Genomic DNA, 12,573 nt, shown 5'->3' with positions numbered 1-12,573 from the left:
GAAAGCAAAACCCCGTGTCAACCGACTGTTTTCTTCTCTGTCGATGCTCTGGCCGAAGCCGCTGCGAAAGACAAAGACGAGGCGACGAAGCCCTTGAAGACAGGGCCTTCGCAAATCCGTCACCGAGTCGGTTGAGGCCGCGGAACTTAGCGATCCACCTTTCCAAATGCAAGGCCCGAAGGCCTTGGATCCGTCCGGCGGGCGTTGGCCCCGAAGCGAGGGCGGTGTGTAGCCAGCGCCCCGGAGAGTCGCAACCGCAAAAGCGACCGGATCAATCGCACCCCGGCCTTATCCTGTGCGCGGATCTGTGCATGAATCCGGGGGCGCGCCGCTCACGGGCCGCTTGCGCCATCCCCTCCCCTGCCTCCATAGACCTTCATTGTAAAGAGAGGCCCCGTATCCATGCTGTCCCAGAAAGCCCGTTACGCCCTGCGCGCCATGATCGAACTGGCCCGCGAGAGCGGCCAGGTCACGGCCGGCGAACTGGCCGTGCGGGCCGACGCGCCCCGCAAGTTCCTGGAGGCCATTCTTCTGGCATTGGCCCGCCAGGGCCTGGTGGCCAGCCGGCGCGGCAAGTTCGGCGGCTACTTGCTGGGACGGGACGCCCGGGAGATCAGCTTCGCGGAGATCATCCGCCTGGTCGACGGCCCCCTGGCCCTGACCCCCTGCGTCAGCCGCACGGCCTTCCGGCGCTGCGAGGACTGCCGCGACCTGGCGACCTGCGCGCTGCGTGAAGCCCTGCTGCGGGCCCGCGACGCCACCGCCGCGGTTCTGGAGGGCTACAGCCTGGCCGACGCGGTCAATGGTTCGGGCGCCGAGCTGCTGGGCGAACCCGTGCGCTGACGCACTCTATATAGGGCGCCCTATATAGAGTGTGGCGCGGGCCTTCCCGCCCCCGCCCACGGCGGCCGGTCAGCCCGCCGCGATATAGGCCTTGAGGCCGTCGGCCTCGGCCTGGGTCTCGCGGATCTTGTACTTCACCAGATCGCCGATCGAGATGATGCCGGCCAGGCGCTTGCCCTTGCAGACCGGCAGGTGGCGGACCCGGCGGTCGGTCATCCGCTCGAGCAGGGCGTCGACCGTCTCCTCGGGCTGGGCGAAGAGCACGTCGCGGGTCATGCAGGTCGAGATCGGCTTGGTCAGGGCCGCGGCCCCCTCCTTGGCGATCACCCGCACGATGTCGCGTTCCGAAAGAATGCCGGCGATCGTCTCGTCATCCTCGAGCACGACCATCGCGCCCACCTTACGGGTGTGCAGCAGGGCCGCCGCCGCCTCCACGGTCTCGTTCGGCGAGGCGGTGAACACGAGATCACCTTTGTCTTTCAGGATCTGAGAAACCAGCAAAGCCTAATCCTCCCTGACAAATTCGTTTTCACGAGGGTCTCGCAAAGCGCGCCTCGGATCAATGGGCTGCATTGGTGTCGCAGTTCGACCCCAGGTCACCGCCCGGTGATTCACCTTAACCAAATCGCGAGACCTTTGGGGTTACACCGAACGCTGTCCGATTTTGGCACGAGGGTTGCTTAACCCTCTCGTGTCGGCGTTCGCGGAGGTTGAGATGGTCAATCAGAAGAAGAAACTGCCGGGTGGCGACCTATCGCTGGCCCTTTGCTCGGCCGTTCTGACCCTGTCCGTCGCCGGCGTCGCCCACGCCCAGTCGATGGAAACCAATTCCGCGTCGTTCAACGCCGGCTATGGCCGCGTCGCCGGTTCGGAAAACCACGTCGTCCAGTATTCGACCCGCGACGCCAACGGCAACCGGGTGATCGTCGACGGCGTGATGCTGACCGGCGCCGACCAGAGCGTCTATTCGTCCAGCCACTCGTCGGGTTCGCTGGACAGCTATTCCGGGGTCGGCGGCTACGGCAGCTACGGCGGCTCCACCGCGATCGGCAACAACCTGACGGTCATCACCCAGGGCAACAACAACACGGTGATCGTCAATTCCACCCAGACCAACAACGGCAATGTCAGCGCCGGAACCAACGTCAACAACGGAACCTCGGGCAATGGCCGCTAAGCGCCTCTCCCTCCTGCTGGCGAGCGCCTGCCTGGCGCTGAGCGCCTGCGGAAGCGTGCCCACCCCGATGGGCAATGGCAACTACGCCACGCCGATCGGCTCGGCGCCGGTCACCGCCAACCCCACGCCCTATACGGCGGGCCTGGTCTGCCTGGCCCAGTACGCGCGCAGCAACCGCGTCGTGGCCCCGCGCGTCGCCATCGGCCGCATCGCCGACTACACCGGCAAGGAAGAGTCCGACGGCTCGGGCCGCAAGGTGACGCAAGGCGCCTCGCTGCTGGCCATGACCGCCTTCGCCAAGGCCGGCATGCCGATGGTCGAGCGCTTCGACACCTCGGTGTCGGAGTACGAGCTGAAATACGCCAACAACAAGCTGATCTCCGACAACCCCAAGCCCGGCGCCGACGTGCCGGCCGAGTATCGCAAGATCCTGGCGGGCCAGGTGCCCGGCTCGGACTTCTATGTGGCCGGGGGCATCACCGAGCTGAACTACAACATCCGCTCGGCGGGGGTCGACGCCTATGTCGGCGACAAGGACACCGACGGGCTGAAGGGCAATTTCCGCCGCCGGGTGTTCATCATGAACATCGCCCTGGACCTGCGGCTGATCAACACCCGCACGCTGGAGGTGGTCGACGTGATCTCCTACCAGAAGCAGGTGGTCGGCCGCGAGATCAGCGCCGGGGTGTTCGATTTCCTCAACGGCAACATCTTTGACATTTCGGCCGGCCGCGGGGCCCTGGAGCCCATGCAGCTGGCCGTGCGCTCGCTGATCGAGCGGGCGGCGATCGAGATGAGCGCCAACCTCTACGGCATGCCCGGCCCGCAAAGCTGCCTGCAGTACGACCCCTACGCCGCCAACACGGTCGGGGCGACCGGGGCTTTCGTCCCCGCCTACAACAACCTGGGAACCAACAATGCGCAAACCCGCGAAGACCCGTCTCGCTGGAATGATCGCAGCGATCCCAATGTGCGTGATGCTGGCCGGGGTCGCTACTAGCCAGACCGTCCCCAGCCAGGGTTCGAACGACCAGCTGAACCTCGGCGACATCAACGCCGAGCAGACGCTGAACGTCGTCACCGCCGAGGACGTCTCCGCCCCCACCACGGCGGGCGGCAACACGTTCGGCATGACCGTCTACGGCGCCGACGGCGGCCTGACCTCCAACCAGGACAACCGGGGCGGCGTCCTGGCCCATGGCGTGGTCAATGTCAGCGACTCGATGGGCGTCGCCACCGTCACCTCGACGGCGGTCGGCAACAGCGGCACGGCCACGGCGGCCGCCGGCACCCTGACCGGCTTCATGGTCCAGACCAACACCGGCGCGGTCACCGCCCGCAGCCAGATCGAGGGCGAGACCGCCCAGGCCGGCGACGTGGTCGAAAGCAGCCTGGCGGCCGGCAACAGCCAGGGCCTGACCCTCAACAACGGATCGATGGGCGCGCGGGTCAGCCAGAACAACCAGGCCGACGTCGCCGCCGACGGCGGGGCGATCATCCAGTATGTCGCCGGGACCGCCGTCGTGGCCGGCACCGCGGCCGGCAACAACATCGACCTGAACGGCGCCAACCAGTCGGCCGCCCGGGTGATCACCGACCAGAACAACGGCGCGGCCAATGTCACGGCCACCAAGTTCACCGCCTATGGCAACAGCAACGTCACCGTCACGGCGGCCACGGCCTCGGGCAACAACCTGAACGCCGCCAATACAGGCCCGCTGCTGGACGTGACCTCGCACCAGTACAACACCGCCTATGTGCGGGCCCAGGCGCAGGAAACCTCCTACGAGTTCGGTTCCGCCCAGGCCACGGCCTACGGCGTCGGCAACTCGGTGATGGCCGGCAATTACGGCCCGGGCCTGGTGCTCGACAACCTCCAGGTCAATGACGGCGGCGGCGTCGAGGTGATCGCCAGCTTCGAGGGCAACAACGGCTACGACGCCGGGGCCTCGGCCACGGCGATCGGCAACGCGGTCACCGGCTATGTCTGCAACCAGTGCAGCGGCACGATGAACGCCACCAACAGCCAGTCCAACAATGTCGACGTCAGCGCCCGCTCGACCATCACCATGAGCGGCGGCGGGCGGTCGATCGTCGGCGTGGCCACGGCGACAGGCAACAACGCCAGCTTCTCGGTGACGAACTCGGGACACTGAGGCGGGGGAGCCGCCTAGAGAACCACACCAAACGAACCCTCTCCCGCTGGGCGAGGGTTCAAGGACGCGCCAAACCGCTCCACCGCGCCACCTTGGCCAGCAGTTCGCCCGTCGCGATCGGCTTGCCGATGTGGTCGTCCATGCCGCTGGCGCGGTAGGTTTCGATCTGCCGGGCCAGGATGTTGGCGCTGAGGGCGATGATCGGCACGCGGGCGGCCGGACCATCCAGGGCGCGGATGGCGCGGGTGGCGCTGATCCCGTCCTGGACCGGCATCCGCACATCCATCAGCACCAGGTCGTATCCGCCCCCCGACGCGGCGGCGACCGCCTCGGCCCCGTTGATCGCCAGATCGACCCGATGGCCCACCGACCGCAGGAGGGCGCGGACCAGTTCGCGACTGGCCGCGTTGTCGTCGGCCACCAGCACCCGGGAGCCGGCGGCCGGCGCGGTCCGGGGACCGGCCACGGCGACAGCCTGCTTCGCCGCCGCGACCGGCGGCGGCGGCGTGTCGGACGGCGGGCCGACCGGCGCGGACGGGGGTTTCGACGAGGGCATGACCGCCGCCGTAGTATCCGATCGACCGCGGATTTCCCTTGGACCTAGTGTCGCATGCCCGACATGGATGGCCGTGGATGGCCGCACCGACGCCTTGCTTGCGCCACGGCCTGCGGTCAAGGTGCCGCTCCTTCACCGCTCTACTTCAAGGTCGCACATGATCCGCGTTTCGCGCCTGGCGCTTGTCCTCTCCGCCGGGCTCAGCCTTTCCGCCTGCGCGACCCTGTCCAAGTTCAAGCCCGACGGCGACCGCCCCGCGACCGCCGCCCCTTCCACCGGCGCACCGGCCGCCTCCACGGGGCCGACGATCGACGCGGTGAAGCCCGGCCAGTGGCCGCAGGCGGTGTCCGACGTCGCGCCCGATCCGCGCGTCCGGTTCGGCGTGCTGCCCAACGGCATGCGCTACGCCATCCAGAAGAACGCCACCCCGCCCGGCCAGGCCGCCCTGCGCCTGTGGTTCGACGCCGGCTCGCTGATGGAGACCGACGAGCAGCAGGGCCTGGCCCACTTCCTCGAGCACATGGCGTTCAATGGCTCGAAGAACGTGCCCGAAGGCGAGATGACCAAGATCCTCGAGCGCCATGGCCTGGCCTTCGGCGCCGACACCAACGCCTCGACCGGCTTCAGCGAGACCACCTACCAGCTGGACCTGCCCAAGACCGACGACGACACCGTCGACAACTCGCTGATGCTGCTGCGCGAGGCGGCCGGCGAGCTGACCATCGCCCCCGACGCCGTCGATCGCGAGCGCGGCGTGGTGCTGTCGGAGGAGCGCACGCGCGACACGCCCGGCTACCGGGTGTTCGTCAACACCTTCGCCTTCCAGCTGGCCGGCCAGCGGCCGCCCGAGCGCCTGCCGATCGGCCAGACCGAGATCCTCAAGACCGCCCCGGCCCAGCGCATCCGCGACTTCTACCAAGCCTGGTACCGGCCCGAGAACGCCGTGGTCGTGGCCGTGGGCGACTTCGACGTCGACGCCATGGAGGCCAAGATCAAGGCCCGGTTCGGCGACTGGAAGGGCCAGGGCCCGGCCGGGATCAAGCCGGCGCTCGGCGCCGTCGCCAAGCGCGGCCTGACCGCCAAGGTGCTGGTCGAGCCGGGCGCCCAGCTGGCGGTGCAGATGTCGTGGGTCACCCCGCCGGACCTGGGGTTGGAAATCCGCGCCAAGGACAAGGCCGAACTGGTCAAGGCCCTGGGCTTTTCGGTGCTGAACCGCCGGCTGCAGGTGCTGACCCGCTCGGACGCCCCGCCGTTCATCGTCGGCATGGCCATGCAGAACGACCAGGAGCACGCCGCCCAGATCACCACCCTGGCCGCCACCGCCCAGCCCGGCCGCTGGAAGGAGGCGATGACCGCCCTCGACCAGGAACAGCGCCGCGTCGCCCAGTACGGCGTGCGCCAGGACGAGCTGGACCGCGAGATCGCCGCCATGCGTGCGGGCTTCGTGGCCGCCGCGGCCGGCGAGGCCACCCAGCGCACCACCGCCCTGGCCGGCGCCATCGTCGGCTCGCTGGGCGACAAGGAGGTCGTCACCAGCCCGTCCCAGAACCTGGTGGTGTTCGACGAGGCCACCAAGGGCCTGACCGCCGACACGGTGTCGGCGGTGCTCAAGGCGCAGTTCGCCGGCGGCGGCCCGCTGATCACCGTGCCGACTCCCACGGCGATCGACGGGGCCGAGCAGACGGTGGCCGACGCCTATGTCGCCTCCGGCAAGACCCCAGTCGCCGCCCCCGCCGCGCCGGGAATCACCACCTGGCCCTATGCCAGCTTCGGCGCGATCGGCGCGGTCGCCGAGCAGCGCGACATCACCGACCTGGACACCGTCTTCGTGCGCTTCGCCAACGGCGTGCGCCTGACCGTCAAGCCGACCAAGTTCCGCGACGACCAGATCCTGGTGAAGGCCCGTATCGGCCACGGCCTGCTGGACCTGCCGACCAACGCCCAGAGCCCGCTGTGGGCCGGTTCGGCCTATATCGAAGGCGGCCTCAAGCAGATCAGCGCCCAGGACATGGAGCGGGTGCTGAACGGCAAGGTGTGGAACGCCGGCCTGGGGGTCGAGGATGACGCCTTCAGCCTGTCGGGCCGCACCCGCCCCGAGGACCTGTCGACCGAGCTGCAGGTGCTGGCGGCCTACGCCACCGAGGGCGGCTGGCGGCCCGAGGCCTTCACCCGCATCAAGACCTATTACAGCACCATCCACGACCAGATGGAGACCACCAGCAGCGGCGTGATGGGCCGCGACCTGGGCGGACTGCTGCACGGCGGCGACGGCCGCTGGACCTTCCCCACCCGCCAGCAGATCGCCGGCGCGTCGCTCGACCAGTTGAAGGCGGCGATCGACAAGCCCCTGGCCACTGACGACATCGAGGTGGTGATGGTCGGCGACATCACGGTCGACAAGGCGATCGCCGCCGTGGCCGAGACCTTCGGCGCCCTGCCGGCCCGCACCGACACCCCCGCCCCGGCCGGCGCCGACAAGACCCCCTTCCCCGCCCCCTCGGCCACGCCGGTGGTGCGCTTCCACAAGGGCCGCGCCGACCAGGGCCAGCTGTTCATGGCCTGGCGGACCGACGACCTGTTCGCCAACCTGCAGCGGGCCCGCAACACCCAGATCCTGGCCCAGGTGATGCAGCTGCGGCTGACCGACGAGCTGCGCGAGAAGCAGGGGGCCACCTATTCGCCCTCGGCCTCGGCCACCGCCAGCGTCACCTTCGATCACTGGGGCTACCTGGCCGTCAGCGTCGAGGCTCCGCCCGCCAAGATGGACGGCATCGTCGCCAGCATCCGCCAGATCGCCGCCGACCTGCGCGACAAGCCGGTCACCGCCGACGAGCTGGACCGGGCCAAGAAGCCGCGCATCGACCAGATCGAAAAGGCCCGCGAGACCAACGAGTACTGGCTGGGAACCCTGTCGGGCGCCCAGACCGACCCGCGCCTGCTGGACTCCACCCGCTCGGTGATCGCCGGCCTGCAACGGGTGTCGGTTGCGGACGTGCAGAAGGCGGCCCGGGAGTTCCTGGGCGACGACAAGTCGTGGACGATGATCGTCAAGCCGGAGGGGAAGTAGGGGTCTATTGTGATTTACCGGCAGGCGATCAGGTGAACCTGGTCCCGCCGCGCCTCGGCCGGCTTCCCCGCCAGCGCGCCGTAGGCCGCCAGCCCCCACACCGCCAGCACGGCCAGCCATTGGGCGAGGGTGACGCTGTGGGGGGCGAGCTTGCTCATGGCCCGGTTATCGGACGGTTGCGTCGGTCCGGATAACGACTTATCAGCGGCCATCTGTGAGGTTTCGTCACATGGCCGCCCGCTCGCTTCCGCCGCTCAACGCCTTGCGCGCCTTCGAGGCGTTCGGCCGGCGCGGGCGGATGACCCTGGCGGCCGACGAGCTGTGCGTCACCCACGGCGCCATCAGTCGCCAGATCCGCCAGTTGGAAGACCACCTGGGAACGCCACTGACCGAGGGTCCGCGCACCCGGCTGGTGCTGACCGAGGCGGGCGTGACCCTGGCCCAGGCCCTGACCCTGGCCTTCGACCAGATCGACGCCGCCATCCCCCGTCCCGCCGAGACCGCCGACCGCGCGCTGGTGGTCTCGTGCCTGCCGACCTTCGCGATGAAGTGGCTGATTCCGCGCCTGCCGGACTTCGTGACCGCCCATCCCGACATCCCGGTGCGGATCGTGGAGTCCAACGGCCCGTTCGATTTCCGCGCCGACGGGATCGACCTGGCCATCCGCATGCGCCTGCCCGACGCCCCGCCCTCGCCCGACGCCGAGGTCACGCCGTTCCTCAAGCACCATGTCGGACCGGTGGTCTCGCCCGTCCTCGCCGCCGGGGCCGGCGACCTGGAGGCCCTGGCTCGCCTGCCTCGCCTGCACACCCGAACCTTCATCGAAAGCTGGGCCGAATGGGAGGCCGCCGCGGGCCTGACCCTGCCGCCGGCCCAGGTGAACCGTGAGTTCGATCACTATTTCTACATGCTGGAAGCCGCCGCCGCCGGCCTGGGCGTGGCCATGGGCCCGTGGGCCTTCGTCGAGGGCGACCTGGCCGCTGGGCGGCTGGTAGCCCCGCTGGGCCTGATCCCCGGACGGGCCCTGATCTGCGCCCTGACGCCCAAGGGCAAGGCCACCAAGGCCGCCCGCCGGTTCCGCGACTGGCTGCTGGCCCAGGGCGCGGCGACCCCGCCGCCGCCCGGTTCTCAACAGGCGGGACCGGCCAAAGGCGCAAAACCCCTTACACTTTCGCGGTCGGCGATCTAGTTTCCGCCGACACACAGCGCCCCGGCGCCCCACCGAGACCAGGAGCCCGTCATGGACGCCGCCACCATCGCCAAGCTCGAAGGCCATCTGAAGCGCACCTTCGGCAACCCCCACATCGTCCTCAAGGCCCGTCCCAAGCAGAAGGATTCCGCCGAGGTCGAGGTGAAGGGCGAATTCATCGGCGTCATCTTCCAGGACGAGGACGAGGACGGCTCGTTCATGTTCGAGATGGCGATCCTGGCGGAAGACCTGGAGTAGTCTAGTCCGGCTTCCGACTTGCCCCCACCTGACCGCTTCGCGGTCTGTCCGCCCCCATAGGGGGCGGAGCCTGAGCTCTTCCCCCTATGGGGGAAGACGGTCGCGAAGCGACCCGTAGGGGGCAAGTCAGGCCGCCGCCAGCGCGCCCCGCCGCACCACCATCAGCGACGCGCCCGCCGCCACCAGGCCCGCGAGGCCGGCGATGATGAAGGCCTCCATATATTGCCCCGACTGGGCGCGGATCACGCCCGCGCCGATCGCCGCCGTCGCGGCGCCCAGCTGGTGGCCGGCCCCGATCCAGCCGAAGACGATCGGCCCGTCGCGGTCGCCGAACGCCTCGGTCGCCAGCCGCACGGTCGGCGGCACGGTGGCGATCCAGTCCAGGCCGTAGAACACCGCGAACACCGACAGGCTGACGATCGAGAAGTCCGAGAACGGCAGGTAGATCAGCGAGAGCCCGCGCAGGGCGTAGTACATGAACAGCAGCTTGCGCGGGTCGTAACGGTCGGTCAGCCAGCCCGAGGCCGTGGTCCCGAACAGGTCGAACAGCCCCATCAGCGCCAGCAGGCCGGCGGCCCGCACCTCGGGCATGCCGCGGTCGCCGCAGAAGGCGATCATGTGCACGCCGATCAGGCCGTTGGTGGTCAGGCCGCAGATGAAGAAACCGCCGAACAGCAGCCAGAAGGTCCGGGTCTTGCTGGCCCGCGCCAGGGCGCCGAACGCGCCGGCCAGGGCGTTGGAGGCCGAGCCCTTGGGCGGGGCCACCCAGTCGTCGGGCGCGCCGTAGGGCCGCTGGCCGATCGCGTCGGGGCTCTCGGGGATCAGCAGCCAGCAGATCGGGGCCATGATCGCGGCGACGGCGGCGACCGTCAGCACCACGGGCCGCCAGCCGCCGTGGTCGGCGATCCAGGCCATGGCCGGCAGGAAGATCAGCGAGCCGGTGGCCGTGGCCGCCGTCAGCAGGCCCAGCATCAGGCCGCGCCGCTCGACGAACCAGCGATTGACGATCGTCGCGCCCAGCACCATGGCCACCGCGCCGCTGCCGAACCCGGCCATCACGCCCCAGGTGGCCACGTACTGCCAGCTCTGGGTCATGAAGGCCGACAGTCCGGTCGACACCGCCATCAGCACCAGGGCCAGGCTGACCGTGCGCCGCACGCCGAACGACTGCATCAGCGCCGCCGCGAACGGCCCGGTCAGGCCGTAGAGGAAGATGCCGATCCCGGCCGCCGTCGAGATCGTCCCGCGATCCCAGTGGAAGGCCTTCTCCAGCGGCAGGATCAGCACGCCCGGCGCCGCCCTGAGGCCGGCGGCCGACAACAGCGCCAGGAAGGTGACGCCGGCCACGACGAAGGCGTAGCGGGAACCGAGGGTGCGGCGGAGGATCTGCATGCGATGTAACCGATCGGTACGGGGGTTGCTGTCGCCTATACGTACCGGTAAGTAACATCGTCAAGCGCCATGACGAAAATTGCCCCAGAAACGTCGCAAGACATCCCCGAACACCACCGGCCCTACGGCCCCGGGCCGCGCGCCGCCGAGCGCATCTTCGACACCGCCCGCGAGCTGTTCTATCGCGAGGGCATCCGGGCGGTCGGGGTGGACGAGATCGTCACCAAGGCCGGGGTGACCAAGCCCAGCCTCTATCGCAGCTTCAAGTCCAAGGACGACCTGGTGGCCGCCGTGCTGCGCGAGGTCGAGCTGGGCTTCTGGGACCGCTTCGAGGCGGCCGAGGCGGCGTTCCCGGGTGACGCCAAGGCCCAGATGGTCGGTTATTTCGAGGGGCTGGCGGCCCGGTCGGGCGGCGCCGACTATCGCGGCTGCGCGCTCTCCAACGCCGTGGTGGAATATCCGGACCGCGACCATGTCGGCCGGGCGGTGTCGCAGGCCCACAAGCAGGAACTGCGGGACCGGCTGCGGGCCAAGGCCGAGCAGATGGGCGCGTCCGATCCCAAGGCGCTGGGCGACGCGATGATGCTGCTGATCGAAGGCGTGTTCACCTCCAGCCAGATGTTCGAGGACGACGACAAGCCGGCCCTGGCCGTGGTCGGGGCGGTCAAGGCGTTGATCGAGGTCTATTGCCGATGAGGAACCCGCACCCCCTCGACCGCGTGGTCTGGTCGGCGTTCACCGGACGCCAGTCCGACCTGGCCCTGGTCGATGGCGACGCCTTGCGGGTCCATCCCGACTTTGGCCTGTTCGCCGCCACCGCGAACCAGGCGCCCGAGAGCCTGGCCGCCTTGGGTCGGCTGGTCCGCGCCCACCCCGGCGAGGTCGGCGTGGTCGAGCGGTTCGACCCGCCGCCGGTCCCGGGGACCCAGGTCGTCAACCGCGCGATCCTCTGGCAGATGGTCGCCGAGGATCTGGCCGAGCCCAAGCCCGCCGATTTCGAAATCCTGCCCCTGACCCAGGCCGACGCCCCGGACATGCTGGCCCTGGCCACCCTGACCAAGCCGGGCCCGTTCTTCCGTCGCACCCACGAACTGGGCGACTTCGTCGGGGTCAAGGTCGACGGCCGGCTGGCGGCCATGGCCGGCGAACGCCTGCGGCCCGACGGCTTCACCGAGGTCAGCGGCGTCTGCGCCCATCCGAACTTCCGGGGCCGGGGCTATGCGGCGCGGCTGATGCTGCATGTCGCGCAGGCCATCCAGGCGCGTGGCGAGACCCCGTTCCTGCACAGCTACGCCGACAACGCCGGTGCGATCGCGCTGTATCAGGCGCTGGGGTTCCGGTTCCGGTGCGAGCAGGTGCTGACGGTGCTGGCTCCGCTCTAGCCCCACCTCCCAAAGGCCCAGAACAAAAAAGGACCCGGAAGGCGCTCGCCCTCCGGGTCCCTTGTCTCGATCAAACCCGCCCGATCAGGCGGTGATCTTGTTGGCCGCCTTGCGGGCCCAGCCATAGAGGCCGACCACCACCACGGCGGCGGCGATCAGGGCCAGGATCATGCCCACGTGCTCGGACGGCGCGAAAGGAACCTCCAGCGGCGAAGCCTTGTTGGTGCCGACGATCAGGCCGGCCAGGGCGACGTTGAACAGGCTCTCGCCGACGATGAAGCCCGAGGCGATCAGCACGCCCAGCCGCTTGGCCGGCTCGGCCATGCGATCCTTGGACACCACGCGATCGTAGATCCAGCCGGCCAGGGCGCCCACCACGACCGGGGCGGTGACCGCGCTCGGCAGGTAGATCGCCAGGCCCACGCCCAGCGGCGGCAGGCTCAGACGGTCGGCGCTGGTCCGGCGCAGGAGGATGTCGATGAGCACCAGGCCCAGGCCGATCGCCGCGCCGATGCCCAGCAGCCCCACCGGCAGGGCACCGCCGATGGCGCCC

14 protein-coding genes are annotated in these 12,573 nt (G+C 69.5%); 9 read left to right on the top strand and 5 right to left on the bottom strand.

Annotated features, from left to right (window positions below):
* Nucleotides 1–402: 402 nt before the first annotated feature.
* Nucleotides 403–843 carry an RrF2 family transcriptional regulator gene (locus tag PMI01_RS04200; protein WP_007663444.1) on the top strand — a complete coding sequence of 147 codons (441 nt, stop codon included), beginning with the start codon at nt 403–405 and terminating at the stop codon, nt 841–843.
* Between the two features lie 69 nt (nt 844–912).
* Here PMI01_RS04200 and PMI01_RS04195 read toward each other — a convergent pair whose 3' ends face one another.
* Nucleotides 913–1,344: a CBS domain-containing protein gene (locus tag PMI01_RS04195; protein WP_007663443.1), complete on the bottom strand. Its 432-nt coding sequence runs from the start codon at nt 1,342–1,344 to the stop codon at nt 913–915.
* Between the two features lie 214 nt (nt 1,345–1,558).
* Here PMI01_RS04195 and hfaA point away from each other — a divergent pair, with 214 nt between their 5' ends.
* The 3 genes from hfaA to hfaD are packed head-to-tail and all read left to right on the top strand — an operon-like array spanning nt 1,559 to nt 4,176.
* Nucleotides 1,559–2,020 (top strand): holdfast anchoring protein HfaA, encoded by a 462-nt coding sequence (gene hfaA, locus PMI01_RS04190; RefSeq protein WP_007663442.1) that lies wholly within the window; start codon nt 1,559–1,561, stop codon nt 2,018–2,020.
* Nucleotides 2,010–3,020 carry a holdfast anchoring protein HfaB gene (gene hfaB, locus PMI01_RS04185; protein WP_007663440.1) on the top strand — a complete coding sequence of 337 codons (1,011 nt, stop codon included), beginning with the start codon at nt 2,010–2,012 and terminating at the stop codon, nt 3,018–3,020. The genes hfaA and hfaB overlap by 11 nt, the downstream gene beginning before the upstream one ends.
* Entirely contained in the window at nt 2,989–4,176 is a 1,188-nt protein-coding gene (hfaD, locus tag PMI01_RS04180) for a holdfast anchor protein HfaD (RefSeq protein ID WP_007663438.1), read from the top strand. The genes hfaB and hfaD overlap by 32 nt, the downstream gene beginning before the upstream one ends.
* 58 nt (nt 4,177–4,234) lie before the next feature.
* On the opposite strand, the gene PMI01_RS04175 is transcribed toward hfaD, so the two are convergent.
* Nucleotides 4,235–4,732: a response regulator gene (locus PMI01_RS04175; RefSeq protein WP_007663434.1), complete on the bottom strand. Its 498-nt coding sequence runs from the start codon at nt 4,730–4,732 to the stop codon at nt 4,235–4,237.
* Nucleotides 4,733–4,889: 157 nt separating this feature from the next.
* Between PMI01_RS04175 and PMI01_RS04170 the strand changes: the two genes are divergently transcribed.
* Nucleotides 4,890–7,799, top strand: coding sequence for a M16 family metallopeptidase (locus PMI01_RS04170; protein WP_007663431.1), 2,910 nt, complete (start codon nt 4,890–4,892; stop codon nt 7,797–7,799).
* Between the two features lie 14 nt (nt 7,800–7,813).
* On the opposite strand, the gene PMI01_RS27440 is transcribed toward PMI01_RS04170, so the two are convergent.
* Complete coding sequence (locus tag PMI01_RS27440; RefSeq protein WP_007663427.1) at nt 7,814–7,957, bottom strand: hypothetical protein; 144 nt, start codon at nt 7,955–7,957, stop codon at nt 7,814–7,816.
* A gap of 71 nt (nt 7,958–8,028) precedes the next feature.
* Between PMI01_RS27440 and PMI01_RS04165 the strand changes: the two genes are divergently transcribed.
* Complete coding sequence (locus PMI01_RS04165; RefSeq protein WP_007663425.1) at nt 8,029–8,988, top strand: LysR substrate-binding domain-containing protein; 960 nt, start codon at nt 8,029–8,031, stop codon at nt 8,986–8,988.
* Nucleotides 8,989–9,039: 51 nt separating this feature from the next.
* Complete coding sequence (locus PMI01_RS04160) at nt 9,040–9,246, top strand: DUF3126 family protein (RefSeq protein ID WP_007663421.1); 207 nt, start codon at nt 9,040–9,042, stop codon at nt 9,244–9,246.
* Between the two features lie 126 nt (nt 9,247–9,372).
* On the opposite strand, the gene PMI01_RS04155 is transcribed toward PMI01_RS04160, so the two are convergent.
* The gene (locus tag PMI01_RS04155; RefSeq protein WP_007663420.1) at nt 9,373–10,638 is read right to left on the bottom strand and encodes an MFS transporter; all 1,266 of its coding nucleotides are present in this window, start codon (nt 10,636–10,638) and stop codon (nt 9,373–9,375) included.
* A 69-nt stretch (nt 10,639–10,707) separates the two neighbouring features.
* On the opposite strand from PMI01_RS04155, the gene PMI01_RS04150 reads away from it, so the two are divergent.
* Nucleotides 10,708–11,334 (top strand): TetR/AcrR family transcriptional regulator, encoded by a 627-nt coding sequence (locus PMI01_RS04150; protein ID WP_007663418.1) that lies wholly within the window; start codon nt 10,708–10,710, stop codon nt 11,332–11,334.
* Complete coding sequence (locus PMI01_RS04145; RefSeq protein WP_007663416.1) at nt 11,331–12,020, top strand: GNAT family N-acetyltransferase; 690 nt, start codon at nt 11,331–11,333, stop codon at nt 12,018–12,020. Before PMI01_RS04150 ends, PMI01_RS04145 begins: the two co-directional genes overlap by 4 nt.
* 84 nt (nt 12,021–12,104) lie before the next feature.
* Here PMI01_RS04145 and PMI01_RS04140 read toward each other — a convergent pair.
* Nucleotides 12,105–12,573 (bottom strand): OPT/YSL family transporter (locus PMI01_RS04140; protein WP_007663414.1); only part of this gene is annotated, 469 nt, incomplete at its 5' end.

Source organism: Caulobacter sp. AP07, assembly GCF_000281955.1.
In the GTDB taxonomy this organism is placed as follows: Bacteria; Pseudomonadota; Alphaproteobacteria; order Caulobacterales; family Caulobacteraceae; genus Caulobacter.
The sequence above is the reverse complement of the archived record's forward strand: the minus strand, read 5'-3'. Positions and strand labels throughout refer to the sequence as shown.